We start from the raw sequence: 22,939 nt of genomic DNA, 5'->3' as shown, positions 1-22,939 counted from the left end.
TCAGGCGGCGATTTCGGTGCGATTACGTCCGGCTTTTTTGGCTTTGTAAAGCGCCACATCGGCGGCTTTCAGCCATTCGCGGTAATGCAGCATATCGGCGGTTAAGGGCGCAACGCCGACGCTGATATGCAGCGTAACGTGCGGTGCGCAGGTCAGGCGGAAAGTCGCCAGCCTCGCATGGACGCGGCTCATGGCGGCAGCGGCGCTCTCGGCGCTGGTGCCGGTCATGATCACCGCAAATTCATCGCCGCCAAATCGCCCAATCACATCTCCCCCGCGCAGACTCATTTGCAGATGATGCGTCAGTGCAATGATCGCTTCATCGCCCACGTCATGCCCGCAGGTGTCGTTGATGGTTTTGAAATGATCGAGATCGATGAGTAACACCGTCGATGTCAGTTCATGACGGCGGCAGTTATCGTATTCGTTGCGCAGCAGGATCTCCCAGTAGCGACGGTTGTAGACGCCGGTCATGCCATCGCGGGTGCTCATCACCTGCAAACGCCGTTTTTGCGCCGCCAGTCGGTTGGCCGTTTTGTAACTTCCCCACGCGAACAGCATCGGGTAGATCATCAGAAAGGGGATCGACAGCCATCCTTCCAGTGGCGTGCTGGTCAGCACTACGCGGATCCCGGTGATTTGCAGCGTTCCCAGACAGGTCGCCACCAGCAGCACCATCCCAAGTCCGCATAATTTCGGGCCGCCTGCGCCCATCAGGTTCACGCCGATCATCATCACCAGCGCGGCGGTGGGCATCACGTTAACGCCGATAATGGCGATCCATATTCCGGCAAAAATCGCATCGATTTTCAGGTTAGTGAGTTCGGCACGCTTCGGATCGCTGGCGCGCACGGCGCGTTGCCAGGCGAAGTGCGGCCAGATGAAGGCCCAGCAGAGCAACACCAGCCACCAGCCACCGGCGAGAGACTGCGTTACCATCACGCCGGCCAGGGGAAAATAGAGGCCGCCGATACCGGCAACGCGCGGCATCTTTGCGCGGCGAACAAACTGTTGCCCCGCGCGATACTGATCGTCCTGACTCTGCAAACTGTCGCCGTCGGGGCGTGGCGGCGCAGAGGTGTAAAAATTATTATCATTCATAATTTTTGGGAACATTCTGAAACATTTCCAAAAATTATAGGCAGGGGTTTTTAGCGGTCAGTATGAAATTTCGGGTGAGCCGCCGCGCAGCATCACCCGTTCGTACCAGCTCTATTTCTTCAGGCAGGCGCTCATAAACTTACTGCGATCTTCCCCTTTCAGGGATTGTTGCGTCGCCTGTGAGTTACATTCGCGCATTTTTTGTTGCTGAGGCGAGAGGCTTTTCTGACCCGGTTCAACTTTGGTATTTTTCAGGCAATCACTCATATAGGTTTTGCGCGCGTCGCCTTTCAGCGTTTGCGCCGTGGCCTGTTGATTGCAAAGCGTCATACGCTGTTGTTGTGGGGTGAGTGTTTTTTCAGCGGCGCTGACCGCCACCGCGAACAGCATGCCAAATAGCAGGGTAACCAGGAATGTTATTTTCATATCACCATCCTTCAGGGCAAGTGTACCTGTAAGCATGGTGCGTTCCTGGAAAAAAACCACCCGACGGCGTAAATTTGCGCAATCGGGTGGCAGAAGGGGTTTACTTCAGGCCGAGGGCGTTTTTCATGGTGAAGAACAGGTCCGTCTGATCGGTCAGTCCCACGACGTTTGCGGCATGGGGGCCGTAAGCGGCGATACGTAGCTGCGCGCCGGTATGCTCCATCGACTCTTCTTCCGAGTTGCCATAGGTCATCGCCATGACAGCGCCGTCTTTGGTGGTCAGTATCTGGCTCAGACCGGGGGCTTTGCTGTCCGGGGCAATGATCTGGCTGGCGTGAGCATGGTCAGCCGTCACGATCACCAGCGTGTTGCCGTCTTTCTTCGCGAAGGCCAGCGCTTTCTGCACGGCTTCGTCCAGATCCACGGTTTCACCGATCTGACCGCACGGGTTGGCCGCGTGATCCTGTTTATCAATGGACGCGCCTTCAACCTGCAGGAAGAAGCCTTTCGGGTTTTTGCTCAGCAGTTCGATAGCTTTATCAGTCATTGCAGCCAGCGTCGGTATGCTGTCGGTGCGTTTCGGGTTTGGCGTACAGGTGACGGCAGGCTTATCCAGATTACCGTGATAGCTGGCTTTCGGCCCTTCCCAGCGCACCGGCATATTGCCTTCCGAGAACAGCCCCAGCAGCGGTTTATCCTGGCTGGCATCGGTGATCGCGGCCAGCCCGCTGGCATCGCTCACCATCTGGTAACCGCGCATCTGCGCCTGCTCGCGCAGGGTTTTCCCCTGCCACTCTCCGGCCGTGGCGGTTTCCGCGAAGGTTTTCGCGCCACCGCCCAGGGTGACATCCGGGCGGGCGTTCAGCAGCTGCTCAGTAATCGAGCCTTTACCGCCTTTTTCCAGCGCGTTCAGCGCGCAGGTGACAGTGGTGACGCTCGGGCCATAGCACTTACGGGAGATGACATGGGATACCAGCGCAGCGGGCGTGGCGTCCTGCAATTCTGCGGTCGAGACGTTACCGGTGGCATAACCCGCAGCTTTGGCGAGTTCAAGGATGGTCTGGTGATCTTTTTCGTGAATATCCACCCCCAGCGCGCCGTTATAAGATTTCACGCCGGTGGACCAGGCCGTAGCGGAGGCCGCGGAGTCGGTCACGTAATCCGGCTTACCGGTTTTTTTATCCAGCGAATAGTGCGTGTACTGGCCGGTCAGCGGCAGCGCGTCGATCCCTTTAAAAAATCCGCCTGCCCCTTCGGCATAATTCCGTGCTGCGGTAATTTCAGAGTCACCCATGCCATCGCCAATCAACAAAATAATATTTTTGGCGGGTTTGTCATTCAGCGAATCGCGAATAGCCGCCGTCTGATCGGCAGATAAACGGCGTGCGCCGCCCTGAGTGGTAATATCACCCTGGGCTGCACGATTATCGAGTACCGTAGTGGACGACGTTTCCGCGTGAATGACCGGGGTAAACATCAGCGGGAATAAGGCGATGAAAATGGCGCTTTGTTTCACTCTGTTATCTCCATGTATAAATACGCAAAGGTATAAAAGGAATAAACAGAGCGAATATAGGCATCCCCTGTGACAACGATGTGACAATCGTTTTTTCAGTGACTTAACTGCGGGGATGCCTCAAAAGCTTCTTTACGTATTGCTGCAGCAATTCCGAGTCCTCTTCCGACACTCCGGCGTCCGGGCTGGCGGCCTCCAGCGCACCTTCGATACTTTGGATCAGGGCGTTTTGTTCCGGTGTCGCCATATGGCGAAGCAGCGCCGTCACCACGATCTCCAGCGCCTCTACTTGCGCGACCAACTCTTTGGACTCTTCTTCCTTTTCAGCAAGCTTTACCAATAACTCTGCGATGAGGTTTTTCATAACGGTATTTCCTTATGTAGTTTTCGCTGACGTTAGCACCAGATTTGAGAATTGCAAAGTAGCTAAAAGTATTATTTTTAGATCGCATTAATTCTTTTTATAACCGCGCAATATTCATCACGCTTTCGCCGAAAAATAGAGAAAAAACGCGCTCAACAAGGCTGCTAAAACAACGCGCTAGCGGGGGCATTAAGCCCCGGTTAATAGTAGTTCAATCTGGCTTACTTATTTGCGTCAATGCGGCGGCGGGTGCGTCTTAGCTCCACCGCCAGCTGCCAGACGTTGAGCAATACCACCACGGCGGTGGCCACAAACACCCAGCGGAATCCGGCCATAGCCGATACCGTCGCCCCCATCAGCGGCCCGACGACATTGCCCAGATACATAAACGACTGGTTGTAACCAAAGATACGCCCGGTAACCTGGTCGCTGGAGTATTTAAGCAGCAGCGTCTGCACCGCCGGCATCATGGCACCATCTGCAAAGCCGAGCAGGAAGCGCAGTACACCGAGTTGCAACGGCGAGGTGACAAAGGACATGGCAAAGAACAGCCCGACGGCGCAGACCAGCGTGGCCATCAGAATGCGCGCCGTGCCGATGCGATCCCCAAGCTTACCGAGCCGGGGGGCGGAGATCAGCGCCGAGACGCCGGGGATCGCGGCGATCATGCCGCTGAGAAACGCAATGTTGGCGGTATCCGGCGACAGTGACTGAATAAACAGCGCCAGGATTGGCCCTACCGATCCGTTACATAACTGGATCACCATGGTGGTGACAAACAGGCTGATCACCAGCCGTGGATAGGGTAACGAGGCAAATACCGCTTTACCGGACAGACGCTGGGCTTTGCTGATTTTTGGCCGCACGCCCTCTTTGATCAGGAACAGCGTGACCAGAAAACTCACCATCAGCAGGATGGCGGTGATGATAAATACCGCGCGCAGGCCGACGTGATCCGCCAGAAAGCCGCCCATTAGCGGACCGCCGATCACGCCGCTGATTTGTGCGGTGGAGAGCGTGCTGAGCGCCCAGCCGCTGCGCTCGCGAGGCACCTGGGAGGCGACCAGCGCCATGGCGTTCGGAATATAGCCGGAGGTCAGCCCCATCACGCCGCGCAGCAGCAGTAACTGCCAGACATTGGTGGCAAAGGCCTGCAACAGAATGGCGATGGCCATGCCCAACGAAGCGCGCAGCAGCATCAGCTTGCGCCCTTTGCGATCCGCGAGGCTGCCCCACATTGGCGAGACAATCGCCGACACCAGAAAGGTAATGCTGAAGGTTAGCCCCGACCACATCGACAGCGCTTCATGGGAGCTGACGCCGAGCTGCGCCACATACAGCGGCAGGAACGGCAGGATTTGACTGATCGCCAGCCCGGTGAAAAAACAGCCGAACCAGACGGAGATAAGGTTTACTTTCCAGGCTTCCATAACAGGTTGTCATTCTTGAGTGGATCACCCATTAGCGGCACAGGCCGTAGCCACGCATGCCAAGGTGAAAATGATTCGCATGGGCCGCATTGTACTCCGGTCCCAGCCCGTTGCCGTAATAGTCGCAGCTGGCGCTGAGCATCGCTTTCAGCCAGGGCTGGGTGTTGTCCAGCTTCCAGCCGCGCAGCACGCTGACCTGCTGGCCGGAGGCGAGACGAAACCCGCTGATGTCCAGCGCATCCGCCGTGGCATGTTCGCTCAGGCGTGCGTTCTCACGGTGATAAATATTACGACAGGCATAGCTGCCGAAATGATCGATGCGCACCAGCGCACTGTTCATAAACTGCCGCGTCAGGGGCCGCGCCTGTTGATCGACAAACAGCGCCGAGCTTAACGCCAGCGGGCATGAGGCGAGAAAACTGCTGCTGAGCTTAACCGGGCCAAAATCACGCACCCGCACCGCATTGGTCAGCGGGCAAGTACCGGTGCTGTTGGTCACTGACTGCGTGGTGATAAGCCCCTGCTGATTCGCCTCCGCCAGCAACGCGGCGCACTGTTCAGGCGGCAGGCGGCGCAGCTTGAACTGGGTAATTACGCCGGGCGGATCGCTTAAGCGCAGTGGGGTAAACGGGTTGTACCAGGGGGGAAGATGGCGGTATCCCATCACGCCCGCTCCCAAAAGAACCGCGATCACAATCAGGCTTTTTCCTTTCACGCGTTCTCCTTTCAGGCTGAAAAAACATTATATCAGAAGGCCGGGAATCCGCCGATTTGACGTGGTAAGGTAGGGACTTTCATGACGTTAATGAGTGGATGTAGTGATGAAGAAGTTGCGGGTAGGCGTGGTGTTTGGCGGTAAGTCGGCAGAGCATGAAGTGTCGTTGCAGTCGGCGAAAAACATTGTGGAAGCAATGGATAAAGACCGCTTCGAAGTGGTGCTGCTGGGCATTGATAAGCAGGGACAGTGGCACGTCAATGATGCAAATAATTACCTGCTGAACGCCAGCGATCCGGCGCGTATTGCGCTCAATCCTTCCGAAACGCGCCTGGCGCAGATCCCAGGCCAGGCCGAACAGCCGCTGATCAATGCCGATAATGGCGCGCCGCTGCCGCACATTGACGTGATTTTCCCGATTGTGCACGGCACGCTGGGAGAAGACGGTTCACTCCAGGGTATGCTGCGCATGGCGAACTTGCCGTTTGTCGGCTCAGACGTGCTCGGCTCCGCCGCCTGTATGGATAAAGACGTCACCAAGCGACTGCTGCGCGATGCCGGGCTGAATATCGCGCCGTTTATCACGCTGACCCGGGCGAATCGCAAAAAGTACGCCTTCAGTGATGTTAAAACGACGCTCGGCCTGCCGCTGTTTGTAAAACCGGCGAATCAGGGATCGTCGGTTGGCGTCAGTAAAGTGACCACCGAAGCACAATACGACGCGGCGGTACGCCTGGCTTTCGAGTTCGATCATAAAGTGGTGGTGGAAAAAGGCATTGTCGGCCGCGAAATCGAATGTGCGGTGTTGGGTAACGACGAACCTGAAGCCAGCACCTGCGGCGAGATCGTGCTCAACAGCGAATTTTACGCTTACGACACCAAATACATTGATGATAACGGCGCACGCGTGGTGGTTCCGGCGGAGATTGATCCGGCGGTGAATGACGCGATCCGTCAGATTGCGGTTCAGGCGTATCAGACGCTGGGCTGCGCGGGCATGGCGCGCGTGGACGTGTTTCTGACGCCAGAAAATGAAGTGATTATTAACGAAATCAATACGCTACCGGGATTCACCAATATCAGTATGTATCCCAAGCTCTGGCAGGCGAGCGGCATCAGTTATACCGAGCTGATTAGCCGCCTGATTGACCTGGCGTTAGCGCGCCATCAGGCCGACAGCGCACTAAAAAGCACCATGAATTAATCCGGCGTTTTCGCCGCTGTGTCGTCTTCTGCGGGGCGGCGGCGAATAATCAATCCAGCCAGCCAGAAGCTGATCACCCAGGTCACCAGCCCGACGGCATACGTCTGCCAGCCCTGCGCTTCAAATCCCAGTAGTCCTACCACGCCGTTAAGAATAAAGATCAGACCAATGGCAAAGGCGTAATAATGCCAGTCACGGCGAATTTTCTCAGGCAGTTTCATAACAGCTCCGCAATCTAAAAAAATATCCTCGCATATTTGCGCCTTGACGTCTGTGCGGCATGCGGAAATTCTTAAATGTTAATGAGAAATTATATATGTAACAAAAATGTGAGTGCCACCATAATTTGATTATTCTCCGCTGCGTTACGGTGCAAATTGTCACCAATCTGATATTGACAATCACTCTGTCCTGTCAAAATAACATCAGTATCACCGGCTTTTAGCCGACGTTCATCATGAGTAGCGGAGGTCGATATGGCAGACTTTACTTTGTCGAAACCCTTTTCGGATCGGAAAGGAAAAAAGCGTGACGCCTCCACCCCAGGTAACATTGCGTATGCCGTATTTGTGCTGCTCTGCTTCTGGACCGGTGCGCAATTGTTAAACTTGCTGGTGCATGCGCCCGGCGTGTTTGAACATCTGATGCAGATGCAGGATGTCAATCGGCCGCATGTCGAAATGGGGCTGGGCGTGGGGACGATATTCGGTCTGGTCCCCTTCCTCATCGGTAGCGCCATTCTCGGCGTTATTGCCCTGTTGCTGCGCTTACGGCGTTACGATTAAGTCAGCGTTTTACTGTTGTCCCATGCAGCGCGCCCGACGATCGTCCACGCGTTTGGCGAACCAGGCGGTCGTCAGATTGCGGGTGATTTTCGGGCTTTCCAGCTGAATGCCCGGTAACATCTCTTTTGGCTGCGCCTTCCCGCTTTTCTGTTCTGCTAAACGGTACACCTCGCGATACAGCGCCGTCTTCTCAAACGCCAGACTGTCGCCCTTCTCCAGCTGCTGACGAATTTCACGCTCGCTCATATCAAGTTTTCCCGCCAGTTTACGCACCGCCAGCTCGGTCTTGCCCGGTTCGCGGGTATCGTAACGGATCAGATCGCCATCCAGCGCCAGCTTAACGCCGCTGGCTTTGCTAACCGCATTCTGGAATGCGGCATTACGGCTGGCATACCATCCGGCATTAAAGTCAGCGAAACGGTACAGCGGCGCGGAGTAGTTAGCCGGATAGTTAAGCAGATGATAAGTCCCGAACCACAGGCCGCCACGACGGGAAAAGACTTCCTGACGCACGGAGCCGTCCATCTTCCACGGATAACCGCTGGTATGCTTTTCGGCAAAATCGATGCTGACCTGCATTGGTCCGCCCGTGTGTACCGGGTTCAGCGAGCCAAACAGTGTCTGCCCTAGCGGGACGCGATCGATAAGATCGTCGAAAATGGCGCTGAGCTGTTTCTCTGTTTTCACATTATCCAGCCGCTCGCTGTAGCTTTTGCCTGTCGTCGAGTTGATTTTCAGCGCCGTGTGCACCACAAACTGCGGGATGTGTAACCGGGCTGCGCGTTTGTCGATCTCTTGCCAGGCGATTTTACTCAGGCCTGGCACCGGGGGATCGGCCTGATAATTGGATTCCTGCTGCGCCACCGCCAGCACCGAACAGATATTTTCCAGCGTCGGTGCCAGCGACTGGCTCTCAAAGGTGGTCGCCAGATCTTTCGCCCAGGCATCACGATCTTTCACGCTGGCGGGCATTTTCGCCCGCACCACGCTTGCCACATCAACCGGCTTCTCGCCTTCTTTCAGCGGTGCCGCACGCTCAGTGCTACACCCGGCAAGGATAAGCCCGGCCAGAACCGGGATAAAACGTGGTGCGATAAAAGACATAACCTTTCCCTGTATCAGCTCAGCGTGGTGGTCACGTCTGCCGTTTCCTCGTTATTGAGGGTTTGTTCGAACGCACGCAGACGTTTGTAGATCGACATCAGCTCTACCAGCGTTGTCCAGGAGTTGATCAGATACTGGAAGGAGCTGCGTACCTGGTCAAACACGTTGGTGATCTGGGTCATCAGACCGAGCGTGATCGTACCGGCAACAATCGACGGGAACAGCAGGAAAAGGCCGAAAACGTTATCGACCTGCAGGTAAAAAATACGCGCGATATTGAAGTACATATAGTGGAAGTAGAGGCGGAAATAGTTACGGCGTACCGCGGCAAACAGCTCACGTACCGTAGGCGGATCGGCGCGTTCTGGATCGTCTTCACCATAGACCAGCTCTTTACGGTAGGCTGCTTCCACGCGCTGGTTTTTAAACTCCAGACCCGGCAGCTTAATACCGACCACGGCGAGCATACCCGTTCCCATCAGCGACCAGACAATCGCCGCCACTACCAGACCATAGGGAATATGCCCGACAATGGGCAGCTCTGGTACATGCGCCGACAGGGTCACCAGAATCGGCAGGAACGCAATCAGCTTCATGACGGCGTTCAGGAAACTGACGCCCATGTCTTCCAGCGTTGAAGAGAAGCGCATGGTGTCTTCCTGCACACGCTGCGCAGCACCTTCGATATGGCGTAAGCGCTGCCAGTGGGCCATGTAATATTCGTTCATCGCCGTGCGCCAGCGGAATACGTAGTGGCTGACAAAGAAGTTATTCATTACCGCCACCAGCACCGCAATCAAGGCAATACCAAGGAAGACGCCGATCCCCTGATAAAACTGGCTGAGCGTGACTTTATGAGGCGCGCTGAGCGCATTCTGGATCAGGTCGTAAAACGGCGCGTACCAGGCGTTGATCGCCACGCTCACCTGTACCATAAACCAGGTTACAAAGATGATCAGCGCAGTGCCCAGAATTGACCAGTTTTGCCAGCGATGCGGCGCAACCTTGAACCAGAACAACGCAAAAATCCCCACGCATAAGGCGTAGTAAGCATAGAAAACCAGATAGCTGCCCGACCAGAAGCGCGCGGCGCTGATGGGTACATCATCAGACGCACCGGCCAGATGTGTCAGCCAGGCCCCCCCGCCTGCCTGCCAGAAAATAACGGCGATCATGGCCCAAATAAATGCCGATAAAAAGAACGGTCCCGGCTTTGGGAAAAAAGACTTAAACATATCTGCTCCTGAAACTTCTCATTTTTATAGCGAACAACGTGCTTAGCGGTTCAAAACCGCTCTGTCAGACCGACTGGTCGCGGCATAGTTCGTTTGCCATGCGCGAAGAATTGTTTCCGTGGATTTCACCTGTACCGGATTATCGGGCACCGTCAGCGTGCGCCAGACCTCGTTATAATGGGCAATCAGCGATGCGGCATCGACTGCCGGACGATTCGCCGTGGTGTGCGCATCACTGGCCACCGTAATAGCGTAACCCTGGCTTGCCGCGATTTTAATCGTGGTATCGACGCAATAATCGGTCGCACAGCCGCATATCACCCACTCGGTAATCCCGTTATCTTCCAACAACTGCGCCAGCCCGGTTTTATAAAAGGCATCGCAGGCGGTTTTCGTGACATAGCGCGACCCTTCCGGCTGGAAAAGCTCCGGCAATAACGCAAAACCTTCACTATCAGCTTCCAGGCCGCCGTCTTCGCAATGCTGAATAAAGATCACGGTGTCGGCGGCGCGGGTCAGCTGATTGATACGCGACACACACTGTTCGCTCCGCAGGCGCGGGGTGGCAAAAACGCCGTTCTGCATATCAATGACCATGACTACTCGTTTCGCTGACATTGGGTTGATCCTATAAAATGGCTGAAGCTCAGGAGGTTATCATAAGGCTGGCATCACATAAGCAGACATTAGCGAGCAAGAAAACGCGTCTGTTTACGCATCGTTACGCTTTAACCGCGAATAATGCCTTTTTTCGGGCTTTGCATCAGGCGTTTAAATAGTATAAATACGCATTATCTTCTGTATTTATTGATGGATACTTCGTTGAAACGTTGTCTGCTTTTATCCGTGATGTTAGGCGCACTGAGTTTTTCGTCGGTCAACGCCGCCCAGCCCTCGCTTGATCCAGAATTTGCCTCAGATGTTGTCGATCGCTATGCGAACCATATTTATTACGGTAGCGGCGCCACCGGTATGGCGATGGTGGTGATTGATGGTAATCAGCGGGTGTTCAGAAGTTTTGGGGAAACCCGACCAGGCAGCAACGTCCACCCACAGCTGGATTCGGTGATCCGCATTGCCTCCATCTCCAAGCTGATGACCAGCGAAATGCTGGTAAAGCTGCTGGATCAGGGGGTGGTGAAACTTAACGATCCGCTGAGTAAGTACGCCCCGCCAGGCGCGCGGGTGCCCACTTATAACGGCACGCCTATCACGCTGGTTAATCTTGCCACCCATACCAGCGCGTTACCGCGCGAGCAGCCGGGTGGCGCAGCGCATCGTCCGGTATTTGTCTGGCCGACACGTGAGCAGCGCTGGAACTGGCTTTCTACCGCAACGTTGAAAACCGCGCCAGGCTCCCAGGCAGCCTATTCCAATCTGGCATTTGATCTGCTGGCGGATGCGCTGTCGACCGCCGCAGGCAAACCTTATCCGCAGCTTTTCGAAGAGCAAATTACCCGCCCGCTGGGTATGAAAGATACCACCTTTACCCCCTCGCCCGACCAGTGCAAACGTCTGATGGTCGCGGAGAAAGGCGCCAGTCCGTGCAATAACACGCTGGCGGCCATCGGCAGCGGCGGTGTGTATTCAACGCCGGGCGATATGATGCGCTGGATGCAGCAGTTCCTGTCCTCCGATTTTTATGCCCGTAATAATCAGGCAGACCGCATGCAGACCTTGATCTATCAACGCCCGCAGCTGACGCGAGTTATCGGTATGGACGTTCCCGGTAAGGCTGATGCGCTAGGACTCGGCTGGGTTTATATGGCACCAAAAAATGGCCGTCCGGGGATCATTCAAAAAACCGGCGGTGGCGGAGGTTTCATTACCTATATGGCGATGGTGCCAAAAAACAATGTCGGCGTTTTTGTCGTGGTCACTCGCTCACCATTGACGCGTTTTGTGAATATGAGCGACGGTGTAAATGACCTGGTCAGCGAACTCAGCGGTCATAAGCCACAGGTAATCCCGGCATCCTGAGTCCCGCAGCGCCGTTAGTAGTCAAGAGGCAGGCGGTTAATGCAGACCAGCTTGCCTTTTTCCATACGGATATAATTACCCTGTCTCAGTGCCGCAAGCACTTCTGCAATAACCGAGCGTGAAATCAGCGTGCGGCGTTGGATATAATTCATGACGCCGATACGGGCGCGCAGGGTATCATCCCATTTCGCCATCGATAACAACGTCGCGCGGATTTGCGCATAGGAACTGGTGCCGATGAGTTGCTGGTCGCGCGCTTCTAGCATCCGGTTCTGCCAGGTCATCCAGTAAAACGCCTCTCGCCATAATTGGTGCTTATCCAGAAGCTGTAAGGTAGTACAAGCGGGAAGGTAATAACCGCGACAGGAGGTTTCAACATTCAGATGGTACTGTTCTTGCGTCGGCATAACGCCAATGGCGAGCCCAAAAATCGCCGGCGAAGCCACGACTCCAAGCAGCAGTCTGTTAGTCTGACGTTCTAAAGAAATGGCTCCCTCAAGAAAAACATAGGTGCGTAGTTCATTGCTCTCCTCGGGAACGATCACGCTACCCTGCGTGAATTCAAAGGGCGTCCCGGAAGGCATTAACCGATGATTCAGACGATAAAACTCATCTACCGGTTGGGTGTTGATCATTTTTACGGTCTTTCCTTACGGATAAGCCCGCCAATTGCTTGACGGGCTTGGTTTTACATCAGGCGAACAAAAACGCTACTGTTCTTACCAGGTATATTTCACGCCAACGTTAGCACCCCAATCCTGTTCAACGTCGCCGCCGCCCAGATAGGTTGCATCGCTGTAAGCGCTAAAGTTCTTGGTAAAGCTGAACTGAGTTCCCAGTCCGACACGAACCGCAGAACCTTCAACACCATTGTCGATGTTGTCGCTGTTAACGTCCGCACTATTATCCGCGTCGTCATACACCCACGCCAGTTTGAAGTACGGGGTCAACGCCTGGTCGGTACCGTAGTTGAAGGTATAACCCGCATCGATACCCAGTTCATAACGCAGGCTGTCATAAGACTGACCGTCCATACGCATGTCGTTGCTCAGCTGATAATCATCACCAGACTGGAACAGACCATTCACGCTGGCATAAGGAGTAACATAACCGGCCTTATCGAGGTTAAAGTCATAGCCCAGCTTCAGACCGAAGCCCCAGGCATCAGCAGAGGTGCTACCGTCAACGTACTGACCGTTGCTCATCGTGGCGGTCAGGTCGTTATTGAAACGGCTGTAGCTTAATGAACCATCGACGAACAGGTTGCTTGGGAAGCGAGCAGATGAGTAGATATAGGCGGACTGGCTGTCCTGATCTACCTGACCGGTACGATCATTCATATCGCCTTTTGCGAAACCGGCTGCAGCACCGACAGTCCATTTAGCATTGTTGCCATCGATAAGCGTATCCACGCCCACCATAATGCCGCTGGTATCCTGATCGTAATTAATGTCGCCGTTGTCACCGTTGAAGCTGCCACCGAAGTAGCTCACCCATGCGCCACCGTTATCTGCCAGACCATGACGGCCATTGGTCAGACGGGTGCTCAGGGTATCCTGCTCCAGGTTCCAGATGTTGGTGTTAGCAGAAGGAATGCTCAGCGCCATGTTAGCGTAGTCAGTCAGTTCTTGCTGCGTCAGAACAACGGTATTCCCTTTCTGCTCAGCCTGATAGGTGTAAGCACCCAGGTCAGCTTTGTTAGCAGCAGAGAAGGTTGCAGTGCTGTTTTTATCGTTGACGTAGATAAGTTCTTTATCTTTGTATTCAGCAACAGAACCCGCACCGGTTGCGTTGTCGATACGAACTTTGTAGTTACCGGTTGCAGCCACTACGTTATCAGCAGAGCTGTTATCAAGCTCAGTACCGTTATTGACATCACCATTACCATTGACGGTCAGGTGACCATCTGAGTTCATAGCAATAGTACCGTAGCCGTAATTAGCTTTGGATTTGTCCCAGGTACGGTCGTTCACCAGATCCGCATTCAGCACATAATCGCTGCTGTTGATGTCGAACACACCTGAAACAACATAGCCATTATTATCAGCCGTGTTGCCGCTGGTCAGTTCCAGTTTATCCGTGTTGAAAATACCGTTATCGAACTGATCAACGTTGACATCTAATGTACCGCCGTTAGTCACAGTGATTGTGTTAGCGTACAGAGAATATTCACCACGATGAACCTGGTCAGTCAATGCAGCCGTACTATAGCTATTGATTGTCAGGTGATCGGTTGCAACCAGACCATCTTCACCAATGTTCATTGAAGAACCGTTGGTCAATGCAATGGTATCAGACACTAAGAAAGAATTAGTTACGTTAACCTGAGAACCGTTATTGACAGTTAATGTATCAATCAAAGAACTACTAACAGTATCCCACTCTGAACCATTATTCAGCGCTACGTTAAATACGCCGCTCTGGAATACCTTGTTATCAACAACACGGTTCCAGGCATTATTCTCATGGACCGAATCTGAGGTAAGGCTATTAGTTGCAACATCGAACATGCTGGCAGGAACAATATCATCAGCAACGATGTTAGCTGAACCAACCCACTTGCTACCGTTGTCCAGAGTGAGGTTCAACACATCAACGTTCTGAGCGTCGTCAACCCAGCCGCCGTTGGTGTCAAGAACGCCGTCACCGTTAGTATCATGGCCAGCGGAATAGAAGAACACACCGTCGTTATTCCAGTGGCTTGTGAATTTGACATCACCCAACAGAGTAGAATGATCGAAATTCACATTGTTCTTCATGGAGTAATGCGAAGCCGCGTTGTCTGTGAAAGACAGCGCTACATCACCGTCACCAGTGTAGTCACTTGGCTCAGCAGAATTACCGAAGAAACCATAACCATCAGCTTCCAGCGGAATTTGAGAACCGGAAGTCACAGTAGAGTTGGACACTTTAATGTTGTTATCCCACTGGTGATACTCAGCCCCATAATGAGTATTTGCTGTATCACCCTGGCTCAGCGCAATGCCTGCAACATGGGAATTGTTAGAAATGTTGATGTTACTTTCGACATCAAGATTAACTGCAAGTCCCTCGCTGAGATCAAAGGTTTCCTTCGTCTCTTTAGTTACATTGCCATCCAGATAAGTATCGGTGAGATACAAAGCTTCATAGTCGTCATCAATGGTCGTGTTTGAGATATTCAGAGTGAATACGTCACCGTCATACCAGTTATTATCAACAACAGTATCAGTGTAGAAGTCATAACCGATTAAATCATTTTTATCTAGATCATAGCGGTCATAATAGCCGTAAGGCTGCATAGACGTAATTGAGCCATGAATAACTGAATTACTGATGTCCAGCGTGTTTGCTGCACTATCAGTGTAATCATGGTTCAGGTAATAAGTGGAAATCGTGCCGTTAACAGTGTCGCCTTTGAACGTCTGGTCGAAATCACCACTGGCATTATTATGGTAAACAAAGCCACTGTACTTGACATAGTTGCCGTCAACAGTGCTCGGGGTATCCATAGCGTCCCAATCGAGAGCTGTTGTAGGGTTATTAACATAATCCCAGGTATTGTAAGTAGCAGCATTTGCCTGAGAAGCGATTGCCAAAGTGCAGGCTAATGCCAGTTGAGATACAACAAGTTTCTTTTTCCAGGAGTGCATTTGTCATCCCTCCTCAGGGATTTAATATCGTTAGCTCGTAAAAATAGAACAGCAAAGTAATATTACCGCCTGGAGAATTATGCGGTTGAGGGTAAGAAAAGTTCAACTAATCCGCTCACAAAGTACGGATCCAGACACAATAATAAAACACGCCACTTAAAAACAATAAAAAGCCATAAAAACAGATAGTTAAACAAATAACACTTAATTGGTTTGTTATTTTTTAAGAATACAAACCAAATAAACATTGATACCAGTGATTCTTTTAAATACATTATTTGTACAAACTATGTTTATCAATAGAAATGAAAAACATAGTTAACAAATAAATATATTCGCACCAATATATATAAATAATATATTATGAACCGGTATTACCGTTGTTTACGACAAGGTCGGTAAGGCCAGTTTCGCGAAACATCACTGCCGAATTGAGGTAAAATGTTCTGGTGTCCCACCAACATCAGGCAAATCATGACCGACTTAATCACCCGCCCTCGCCGTCTGCGTAAATCACCCGCATTACGCGCCATGTTTGAAGAGACAACACTGAGCCTTAACGACCTGGTGTTACCGATTTTTGTTGAAGAAGAGCTTGCCGACTACAAGGCCATCGACGCCATGCCAGGCGTAATGCGCATACCGGAAAAATACCTCGCACGTGAAATTGAACGCATTGCGAACGCCGGGATCCGCTCGATAATGACCTTCGGTATTTCTCACCACACGGACGCCACCGGCAGCGATGCCTGGAAAGAAGACGGCCTGGTGGCGCGGATGTCGCGCATTGCCAAAGACGCCGTGCCGGAAATGATCGTCATGTCCGACACCTGCTTTTGCGAATACACCTCCCACGGTCACTGTGGCGTCCTGTGCGAACACGGTGTGGATAATGATGCGACCCTGATTAATCTCGGCAAGCAGGCCGTGGTTGCCGCTGCGGCAGGCGCAGATTTTATCGCCCCGTCAGCCGCAATGGATGGTCAGGTGCAGGCCATCCGTCAGGCGCTGGACGCCGCGGGCTTTACCGATACCGCGATTATGTCGTACTCCACCAAGTTCGCGTCCTCGTTCTATGGCCCCTTCCGTGAAGCGGCAGGCACCGCGCTGAAAGGCGATCGTAAAACCTATCAGATGAACCCCATGAACCGCCGCGAAGCGATCCGTGAATCGCTGCTCGATGAAGCCCAGGGCGCGGATTGTCTGATGGTGAAACCGGCAGGCGCTTATCTTGATATTCTGCGCGATATTCGCGAGCGCACGCAGCTGCCGCTTGGCGCATACCAGGTGAGCGGAGAATATGCGATGATCAAGTTTGCCGCCCAGGCAGGCGCGATTGATGAAGATAAAGTGATCCTCGAAAGTCTGGGGGCGATCAAACGCGCCGGCGCGGATCTGATCTTCAGCTATTTCGCGCTCGATCTGGCAGAACGCAAGATCCTGTAATCACCAGGGCGGGTCAACCCGCCCTTTTCCCGGCCAGCATACCCTTTCACTATACCGGGGCAACCTGCACCGTTACGTTGTTCATATCGGTGCAGTAATTACACCTGATTAATCTACCCTCCTGAAAGAAATACGCTTTATTTCTGGCATCGCCTTTGCAACGTTTTTCCCGACTGGGTTTAATGGCGAGGCACTCCATGATGAACACAGAAACAACGACCTTAAAAAGAACACTCGGCAGCTTCCGTCTGTGGGGCATTGCCGTCGGACTGGTGATTTCAGGGGAATATTTTGGCTGGAGCTACGGCTGGTCACAGGCAGGGACGCTCGGTTTTTTGATTGTCGCCCTGCTGATCGCCGCCATGTACTGCGCCTTTATTTTTAGCTTTACCGAGCTGACAACCGCCATTCCCCATGCGGGTGGGCCGTTTGCCTATGCATACCGCGCGTTCGGGCCGACCGGCGGATTCATTGCTGGCTTTGCCACGCTAATAGAGTTTGTATTTGCACCCCCCGCGATCGCCATGGCGATTGGCGCGTACCTCAACGTCCAGTTTCCGTCGCTCGACCCAAAATGGGTGGCCTGCGGGGCGTACGTCATCTTTATGACCCTGAACATTCTTGGCGTGGGCATTGCCGCCACCTTTGAGCTGATTGTCACCCTGCTGGCAATTTTCGAACTGCTGGTGTTTATGGGCGTGGTCGCGCCGGGCTTCTCCTGGGACAACTTTACCGCCCACGGCTGGGCGGGCGCGGAAAGCTTCAGCAGCCTGGCGCTGCCGGGGATGTTTGCGGCTATCCCCTTTGCCATCTGGTTTTTCCTCGCCATTGAAGGCGCGTCGATGGCCGCTGAAGAAGCGAAAGATCCCCAGCGTACCATTCCGCGTGCGCTGGGCGGCGGCATTCTGACGCTCACCGTGCTGGCAGTCGGCGTAATGATATTTGCGGGTGGCGTCGGCGACTGGCGCGCGCTATCGAATATCAACGATCCGCTACCGCAGGCGATGAAAGTGGTGGTCGGCAGCAGCAGCGGCTGGCTGCATATGCTGGTCTGGCTAGGGCTGTTTGGCCTGGTGGCGTCATTTCACGGCATCATCATGGGTTATTCCCGTCAGATTTACTCGCTGGCCCGGGCAGGATATTTACCGGCGCGGCTTGCCACGCTAAACCGTCGCACCCGCACGCCGCATCTGGCGATCCTCGCGGGCGGCGTGGTGGGGATCGCGGCGATCTTTTCCGATTCGCTCATCACCATCAGCGGCATGCCGCTCACCGCCTGTATTGTGACGATGTCGGTATTTGGCGCTATTGTTATGTATATCACCTCTATGGCCGCGCTGTTCAAACTGCGCCGCAGCGAACCCTTGCTGATCCGTCCGTTCCGCGCGCCCTTGTTTCCGTATGCGCCCGCCTTCGCACTCGGTATGGCGGTGCTCTGCCTGGTGGCGATGGTCTGGTATAACCCGCTGCTGGCGCTGATTTTTGCCGCCATGATGCTGGCGGGTTATCTGTGGTTTCGCAAAACCGCCTCGTCCCGCGAGCGGGCAGCGCTGGATCCGCAACTGCGGGCGATCTCCTGAGGAGACACCATGTATAAAACGACCCTGGCGCACCGCACTTACCGTTTCGCCAGCCTGAAAGACCTGCTGGCGAAAGCCTCCCCGGCACGCTCCGGGGACGTGCTGGCTGGCGTCAGCGCCGATTCTGCCGAAGAACGCATGGCCGCAAAAATGGCGCTGGCAGACGTACCGCTGCGTGACATTCTTGCGAACCCGCTGATCCCCTACGAGCAGGACGAGATCACCCGGTTGATTATTGATACCCATGACCCGCAAGCGTTTACTGACATCAGCCACCTTACCGTCGGTGATTTTCGCGACTGGTTGCTGGATGACAGCACCGACACGCCGACCCTAAGCCGCGTCGCCCGCGGCATTACGCCGGAAATGGCCGCTGCCGTCAGCAAGATCATGCGTAACCAGGATCTGATCCTTGCCGCCAACAAATGCCGGGTGATCACGCGCTTTCGCAACACCATTGGCCTGCCGGGCCACCTTAGCGTCCGCCTGCAACCGAATCATCCTACCGACGATCTCAGGGGCATTGCCGCCAGTATGCTCGACGGCCTGCTGTACGGCGCGGGTGATGCGGTTGTGGGGATCAATCCGGCCAGCGACAGCCTGCCGGTGCTGGAGCGGCTGAATCACATGATGGCGGACATTATTGACCGCTTTGCGATCCCTACGCAGTCCTGCGTACTGACGCATGTCACCAACACGTTGCAACTGATCGAGCGCGGCGCGCCCGTCGATCTGGTGTTTCAGTCGGTGGCGGGCTCTGAGGCTGCGAACCGCGGTTTTGGCATCACTCTGGCGCTGCTGCGCGAGGCGCAGGAGGCAGCGTTAAGTCTCGGACGCGGTACGCTCGGCCATAACGTGATGTATTTTGAAACCGGCCAGGGCAGCTGCCTGTCGGCGGGGGCGCATCACGGCGTCGATCAGCAAACCTGCGAGGCGCGGGCTTATGCGGTGGCGCGACATTTTGATCCGCTGCTGGTGAATACCGTAGTCGGATTTATTGGTCCGGAATATCTGTATGACGGCAAACAGATCATCCGCGCCGGGCTGGAAGATCACTTCTGCGGCAAGCTGATGGGCCTGCCGATTGGCTGCGACGTCTGCTACACCAACCACGCCGAGGCGGATCAGGACGACATGGACACCCTGCTGACGCTGCTGTGCAACGCCGGGCTGACGTTCCTGATTGGCGTGCCGGGCGCGGATGACATCATGCTCAATTATCAGAGCACGTCGTTTCATGATGCGCTCTACGCCCGCCGCCTGCTCGGCCTGAAACATGCGCCAGAGTTCGGCGAATGGCTGACCCGTATGCAGATTATCGATAATAGCGGCCAGCTGCGCTTAACCGGTGCCAGCCACCCGTTGCTCAGCATTTTGCCGCAGGGAGCGCCGGTATGAAAAATCCAGATGCCTGGTCACTGTTGCGTGAATTTACCGATGCGCGCATCGCTCTCGGCCGCAGTGGAGCCAGCCTGCCGACACGCGAGGTGCTGAACTTTGGTCTTGCCCATGCGCAAGCGCGCGATGCCATCCACCAGCCGTTTGACAGCACCTCGCTGGCAGACGAATTAGCGGCGCTTGGGCTGCAAACCCTGACCGTCCACAGCGCGGCGGCGGATCGGCATATTTACTTAAATCGTCCGGATTTGGGCCGAAAACTCAGTGAGGAGAGTCGTGAAACGCTGCGTCATCAGCGCGTGGCCGCGCACGAGCTGCTGCTGGTAATTGGCGACGGGCTCTCTTCTCATGCGGTACATCGCCAGGCGGTGCCGCTGATCGCCGCCCTGCTGCCGTATCTTCGCACGCTGGGATTATCCCTGGCGCCAGTAGTGCTGGCGCATCAGTCGCGGGTGGCGCTGGGGGATGACATCGGGGAAACGCTGAACAGTAAGGCGGTGGCGATCTTGATTGGCGAGCGGCCCGGCCTGTCGTCGCCGGACAGCCTCGGCGTCTATTTGACGTGGAAACCAGCCCGTGCGCGGCTGGAATCTGAACGTAACTGCATTTCCAACATCCGCCCCGAAGGTCTGCGCCATGAGGCGGCGGCCTTTAAACTCGCCTGGCTGCTGGAACACGCATTTTTACGCCGTCTGACCGGCGTAAACCTCAAAGATGAAAGCGATAACCCGGCGCTGCACGGCCAGGTAAAGCCGCGGGTGGCGCTGTCCTGACGGGTGCCCTACACCACCGTCAGCCAGCTTTTAATCTCCGCTTCCAGCTCGCGTTGTAGCGACGTTGGCGCGAGGATCTTCAGGTGCGGGATCCAGTACTGCACCACCGGCAGGATCTCTTTTTTATGTGCCACCTGCGTGGTGACAATCAGGCCGCCATCGGCGGTCTGCTGTTCGATTACCTGATCGTTGAGCAGATCCCGGCGCTGGAAATACTCGGCCACTTCCGGTGCCACACTGAGCCGCACGCTGAACTTATCCTCTACGCCCCACACACGCGGCTCCTGACGCATTTTTGTCAGCAACTCTGCATCCGGTTCAAAGGTTTCAAACGTACAGTTCAGGGCAGTGATTTTGGTTAAGGTGAAGTTTTTCAGGCGATTATCATGACGAGCGGCCAGATACCAGACGCCGTTCAGGTTAGCGAGCTGATACGGCTCCACGGCATAATGCCGCTCTTCATTACGACGCAGGTAGCGGAAATTTACGCAGCAGTGTTCGTCAATGGCGCGCTGTAAGCGGGCAAAATAGTCAGCCTGTAATTCACTGGAAATATAACGATGCCCCTGCACCACGATGCTCTGGCTGGCCGCGGTGGAATGCAGGGATGACAGCATGCGCTTATTGAAGCCCGGGAACAGCTCGCTGACGCCAGCCAGTCGCGCAAAGAGCTCGATGCTGTCAGCGCTAAAACGCCCCAGCAGGCCCGGCGAAATCCGGTAGCCCCCTCGCTCCCCTGGTTCGGCATCCAGAAAGCTCAGGCGCTCGACAATATCGCGCTTAATGGTTCGCGGATGAACGCCATATTCTTCCGCCAGCTGCTTCACATACAGCGTTTCACCATTATTAAAGCGCCCGAGAATTTCACCGAGACGCGTCGCCAGCAGTTGATGTTTCTTTTCCATAACGCGGTTCCTTGCCAGAAAATTAATATAACCCTGCAAAATATAACGGCATTTCTGGACGGATCTTTAGCGCTAAGGAACAGATAAATCAAAGAGATAAAAAAGAAAGGGCTAGTTTTTGATTTTAACCGGCCAACGGATGGGCGGGATGCGGTTCAGGCCTGGACGCGCGAATAAATACCCCTGGAAGTGCTTAATGCCAGCCGCCTCCAGCCAGCACCACTCTTCGGCCTTTTCAACGCCCTCTGCCACCACGTCGATCTCCAGCTCCGTACAGCATTTAATGATGGCATTGAGGATCGCCTGCTGCGGGCCGTGCAGATGAATATCGGTGATGATGCTGCGGTCGATTTTCAGCTCGCCGGGCTGGAATTTGGTGAGCAACGACAGACCGGCAAAACCCGCGCCGAAATCATCGATTGCCAGACCGATCCCGGCCGAGCGCAATTGCATAATGGCAAAGGCAAAGGCGTCATAGCCGGAGATCACTTCATCTTCCGTTACCTCGACGATAACCTGCTCCGGCACCAGACCATTCCGCGTGATTTGATCGAGCAGGATATTCACCGCATCAGGAATTTTCACCAGCGACATCGGCAACAGGTTAATGGAGAGCTTATTGCTGCCAATACCGACCTTTTTTGCCAGCGCAAAAGCATACTCCTTAGACAGCAGATCGGCCTCGTGAATCTTTCCCGCCGGTATAGAAGCAAAGTATTCATGGGGCGAGCCGCCGGTAGGACTGCGGATCAGCGCCTCAAACGAACTGATCTGTCCACGCAGGGGTTCGACAATCGGCTGGATGGCAAACTGGCAGGGCTGGTCGGCAAACATCATCGGCTGCGGCTGCGCAAAGGTCAGATTATCGGTCACAAACTCCCAACTGGCAGGCTCTGATTGTCGTGGGTTCACATCGCGCCAGCGCCCACGCATAAAAGACTTAATGAATTTGTAGACCCGCGCATCGCTGGCGAGCCGGAAATTCAGCGCCCCGGCGGTGATCACTGAACGCAGGATGGTACGTGGATTGCCAGTGCGTAAGTCAAACAGCGACATGCCGTGGGTCTGGAAATGGCGTTTTGGCGCGTAATCACGCATCAGTTCGACCACCGAATCGTGGCGCGGATCGTTATTAATCTTCTCATACAGCTGATTAACGTTGTCCAGCGGTCCTTCCAGGACCTGCAAAAAGTGACTGCCATCAAACAGCAGGATGCCAGAGATGCCCAGCGCGCTGTTGCGGGTCTGAGAGACGCATACCAGTTCGCTCAGCTTTGAGGGATCAAAGCTGCTTGTCAGGCGACTCCGGTAAATCAGGGTTGAAATCATGCTCCAGATCCTAAGC

At 54.4% G+C, this 22,939-nt stretch carries 21 protein-coding genes; 7 read left to right on the top strand and 14 right to left on the bottom strand.

Annotated elements, in window-relative coordinates:
• The 6 genes from adrA to KW828_RS11205 form a co-directional block, all read right to left on the bottom strand.
• Positions 1–1,116 (bottom strand): diguanylate cyclase AdrA, encoded by a 1,116-nt coding sequence (gene adrA, locus KW828_RS11230; protein WP_218336443.1) that lies wholly within the window; start codon positions 1,114–1,116, stop codon positions 1–3.
• A 96-nt stretch (positions 1,117–1,212) separates the two neighbouring features.
• Positions 1,213–1,527: a phosphate starvation-inducible protein PsiF gene (gene psiF, locus KW828_RS11225; RefSeq protein WP_218336442.1), complete on the bottom strand. Its 315-nt coding sequence runs from the start codon at positions 1,525–1,527 to the stop codon at positions 1,213–1,215.
• 100 nt (positions 1,528–1,627) lie between these two features.
• Positions 1,628–3,043 (bottom strand): alkaline phosphatase, encoded by a 1,416-nt coding sequence (phoA, locus tag KW828_RS11220; protein ID WP_218336441.1) that lies wholly within the window; start codon positions 3,041–3,043, stop codon positions 1,628–1,630.
• A gap of 103 nt (positions 3,044–3,146) precedes the next feature.
• Positions 3,147–3,407: an anti-adapter protein IraP gene (gene iraP, locus KW828_RS11215; protein ID WP_218336440.1), complete on the bottom strand. Its 261-nt coding sequence runs from the start codon at positions 3,405–3,407 to the stop codon at positions 3,147–3,149.
• A gap of 221 nt (positions 3,408–3,628) precedes the next feature.
• Positions 3,629–4,837, bottom strand: a complete 1,209-nt coding sequence (locus tag KW828_RS11210; protein WP_218336439.1) for a multidrug efflux MFS transporter — start codon at positions 4,835–4,837, stop codon at positions 3,629–3,631.
• Between the two features lie 31 nt (positions 4,838–4,868).
• The gene (locus KW828_RS11205) at positions 4,869–5,552 is read right to left on the bottom strand and encodes an extensin family protein (protein WP_218336438.1); all 684 of its coding nucleotides are present in this window, start codon (positions 5,550–5,552) and stop codon (positions 4,869–4,871) included.
• Positions 5,553–5,658: 106 nt separating this feature from the next.
• On the opposite strand from KW828_RS11205, the gene ddlA reads away from it, so the two are divergent.
• Positions 5,659–6,756 (top strand): D-alanine--D-alanine ligase, encoded by a 1,098-nt coding sequence (gene ddlA / locus KW828_RS11200; protein WP_218336437.1) that lies wholly within the window; start codon positions 5,659–5,661, stop codon positions 6,754–6,756.
• Here the strand turns inward: ddlA and KW828_RS11195 are convergent.
• On the bottom strand, positions 6,753–6,977 hold the full coding sequence (locus KW828_RS11195; RefSeq protein WP_218336436.1) for a DUF2754 domain-containing protein: 225 nt from the start codon (positions 6,975–6,977) through the stop codon (positions 6,753–6,755). The two genes, ddlA and KW828_RS11195, sit on opposite strands and share 4 nt — an antisense overlap.
• A gap of 255 nt (positions 6,978–7,232) precedes the next feature.
• Between KW828_RS11195 and KW828_RS11190 the strand changes: the two genes are divergently transcribed.
• The gene (locus tag KW828_RS11190; protein WP_218336435.1) at positions 7,233–7,541 is read left to right on the top strand and encodes a DUF2755 family protein; all 309 of its coding nucleotides are present in this window, start codon (positions 7,233–7,235) and stop codon (positions 7,539–7,541) included.
• A 9-nt stretch (positions 7,542–7,550) separates the two neighbouring features.
• On the opposite strand, the gene KW828_RS11185 is transcribed toward KW828_RS11190, so the two are convergent.
• From KW828_RS11185 to KW828_RS11175, 3 genes are read right to left on the bottom strand one after another with little or no spacing between them, the layout of a single operon-like run.
• Positions 7,551–8,645 carry a DUF1615 domain-containing protein gene (locus tag KW828_RS11185; protein ID WP_218336434.1) on the bottom strand — a complete coding sequence of 365 codons (1,095 nt, stop codon included), beginning with the start codon at positions 8,643–8,645 and terminating at the stop codon, positions 7,551–7,553.
• A gap of 14 nt (positions 8,646–8,659) precedes the next feature.
• On the bottom strand, positions 8,660–9,880 hold the full coding sequence (sbmA, locus tag KW828_RS11180; protein WP_218336433.1) for a peptide antibiotic transporter SbmA: 1,221 nt from the start codon (positions 9,878–9,880) through the stop codon (positions 8,660–8,662).
• 42 nt (positions 9,881–9,922) lie between these two features.
• Positions 9,923–10,498 (bottom strand): isochorismatase family protein, encoded by a 576-nt coding sequence (locus KW828_RS11175; protein ID WP_218336432.1) that lies wholly within the window; start codon positions 10,496–10,498, stop codon positions 9,923–9,925.
• 204 nt (positions 10,499–10,702) lie between these two features.
• Here KW828_RS11175 and ampH point away from each other — a divergent pair, with 204 nt between their 5' ends.
• Positions 10,703–11,860 carry a D-alanyl-D-alanine-carboxypeptidase/endopeptidase AmpH gene (ampH, locus tag KW828_RS11170; protein ID WP_218336553.1) on the top strand — a complete coding sequence of 386 codons (1,158 nt, stop codon included), beginning with the start codon at positions 10,703–10,705 and terminating at the stop codon, positions 11,858–11,860.
• A 14-nt stretch (positions 11,861–11,874) separates the two neighbouring features.
• On the opposite strand, the gene KW828_RS11165 is transcribed toward ampH, so the two are convergent.
• Together KW828_RS11165 and KW828_RS11160 are read right to left on the bottom strand one after the other, a co-directional pair.
• Positions 11,875–12,495, bottom strand: a complete 621-nt coding sequence (locus tag KW828_RS11165) for a helix-turn-helix domain-containing protein (protein ID WP_218336431.1) — start codon at positions 12,493–12,495, stop codon at positions 11,875–11,877.
• 84 nt (positions 12,496–12,579) lie between these two features.
• Positions 12,580–15,492, bottom strand: coding sequence for an autotransporter outer membrane beta-barrel domain-containing protein (locus tag KW828_RS11160; protein ID WP_218336430.1), 2,913 nt, complete (start codon positions 15,490–15,492; stop codon positions 12,580–12,582).
• A gap of 474 nt (positions 15,493–15,966) precedes the next feature.
• On the opposite strand from KW828_RS11160, the gene hemB reads away from it, so the two are divergent.
• From hemB to eutC, 4 genes are all read left to right on the top strand, one after another.
• Positions 15,967–16,938 (top strand): porphobilinogen synthase, encoded by a 972-nt coding sequence (gene hemB, locus KW828_RS11155; RefSeq protein ID WP_218336429.1) that lies wholly within the window; start codon positions 15,967–15,969, stop codon positions 16,936–16,938.
• A gap of 200 nt (positions 16,939–17,138) precedes the next feature.
• Complete coding sequence (gene eat / locus KW828_RS11150) at positions 17,139–18,518, top strand: ethanolamine permease (protein WP_218336552.1); 1,380 nt, start codon at positions 17,139–17,141, stop codon at positions 18,516–18,518.
• A 9-nt stretch (positions 18,519–18,527) separates the two neighbouring features.
• Entirely contained in the window at positions 18,528–19,916 is a 1,389-nt protein-coding gene (locus tag KW828_RS11145; protein ID WP_218336428.1) for an ethanolamine ammonia-lyase subunit EutB, read from the top strand.
• Positions 19,913–20,689 carry an ethanolamine ammonia-lyase subunit EutC gene (gene eutC / locus KW828_RS11140; protein WP_218336427.1) on the top strand — a complete coding sequence of 259 codons (777 nt, stop codon included), beginning with the start codon at positions 19,913–19,915 and terminating at the stop codon, positions 20,687–20,689. Before KW828_RS11145 ends, eutC begins: the two co-directional genes overlap by 4 nt.
• 8 nt (positions 20,690–20,697) lie before the next feature.
• On the opposite strand, the gene KW828_RS11135 is transcribed toward eutC, so the two are convergent.
• Together KW828_RS11135 and KW828_RS11130 are read right to left on the bottom strand one after the other, a co-directional pair.
• Entirely contained in the window at positions 20,698–21,594 is an 897-nt protein-coding gene (locus KW828_RS11135) for a YafY family protein (protein WP_218336426.1), read from the bottom strand.
• A gap of 111 nt (positions 21,595–21,705) precedes the next feature.
• A complete protein-coding gene (locus tag KW828_RS11130; RefSeq protein WP_218336425.1) occupies positions 21,706–22,923 on the bottom strand; it encodes a diguanylate phosphodiesterase in 1,218 nt (405 codons plus the stop codon).
• Between the last annotated feature and the right edge of the window lie 16 nt (positions 22,924–22,939).

The sequence above is a fragment of the Enterobacter sp. ENT03 genome (assembly GCF_019218745.1).
Classification (GTDB): domain Bacteria; phylum Pseudomonadota; class Gammaproteobacteria; order Enterobacterales; family Enterobacteriaceae; genus Enterobacter_D.
Note: the sequence above shows the minus strand (reverse complement) of the source record. Positions and strands in the feature narration are given on the sequence as shown.

Bases quoted from the DNA above. Each gene is read 5' to 3' on its own strand.
- KW828_RS11190 (WP_218336435.1), top strand. From the start codon at position 7,233: ATGGCAGACTTTACTTTGTCGAAACCCTTTTCGGATCGGAAAGGAAAA.
- KW828_RS11160 (WP_218336430.1), bottom strand. From the start codon at position 15,492: ATGCACTCCTGGAAAAAGAAACTTGTTGTATCTCAACTGGCATTAGCC.
- KW828_RS11195 (WP_218336436.1), bottom strand. From the start codon at position 6,977: ATGAAACTGCCTGAGAAAATTCGCCGTGACTGGCATTATTACGCCTTT.
- KW828_RS11165 (WP_218336431.1), bottom strand. From the start codon at position 12,495: ATGATCAACACCCAACCGGTAGATGAGTTTTATCGTCTGAATCATCGG.
- iraP (WP_218336440.1), bottom strand. From the start codon at position 3,407: ATGAAAAACCTCATCGCAGAGTTATTGGTAAAGCTTGCTGAAAAGGAA.
- KW828_RS11130 (WP_218336425.1), bottom strand. From the start codon at position 22,923: ATGATTTCAACCCTGATTTACCGGAGTCGCCTGACAAGCAGCTTTGAT.
- sbmA (WP_218336433.1), bottom strand. From the start codon at position 9,880: ATGTTTAAGTCTTTTTTCCCAAAGCCGGGACCGTTCTTTTTATCGGCA.
- ddlA (WP_218336437.1), top strand. From the start codon at position 5,659: ATGAAGAAGTTGCGGGTAGGCGTGGTGTTTGGCGGTAAGTCGGCAGAG.
- KW828_RS11185 (WP_218336434.1), bottom strand. From the start codon at position 8,645: ATGTCTTTTATCGCACCACGTTTTATCCCGGTTCTGGCCGGGCTTATC.
- KW828_RS11210 (WP_218336439.1), bottom strand. From the start codon at position 4,837: ATGGAAGCCTGGAAAGTAAACCTTATCTCCGTCTGGTTCGGCTGTTTT.
- eutC (WP_218336427.1), top strand. From the start codon at position 19,913: ATGAAAAATCCAGATGCCTGGTCACTGTTGCGTGAATTTACCGATGCG.
- adrA (WP_218336443.1), bottom strand. From the start codon at position 1,116: ATGTTCCCAAAAATTATGAATGATAATAATTTTTACACCTCTGCGCCG.
- eat (WP_218336552.1), top strand. From the start codon at position 17,139: ATGAACACAGAAACAACGACCTTAAAAAGAACACTCGGCAGCTTCCGT.
- psiF (WP_218336442.1), bottom strand. From the start codon at position 1,527: ATGAAAATAACATTCCTGGTTACCCTGCTATTTGGCATGCTGTTCGCG.
- KW828_RS11145 (WP_218336428.1), top strand. From the start codon at position 18,528: ATGTATAAAACGACCCTGGCGCACCGCACTTACCGTTTCGCCAGCCTG.
- KW828_RS11175 (WP_218336432.1), bottom strand. From the start codon at position 10,498: ATGTCAGCGAAACGAGTAGTCATGGTCATTGATATGCAGAACGGCGTT.
- hemB (WP_218336429.1), top strand. From the start codon at position 15,967: ATGACCGACTTAATCACCCGCCCTCGCCGTCTGCGTAAATCACCCGCA.
- KW828_RS11135 (WP_218336426.1), bottom strand. From the start codon at position 21,594: ATGGAAAAGAAACATCAACTGCTGGCGACGCGTCTCGGTGAAATTCTC.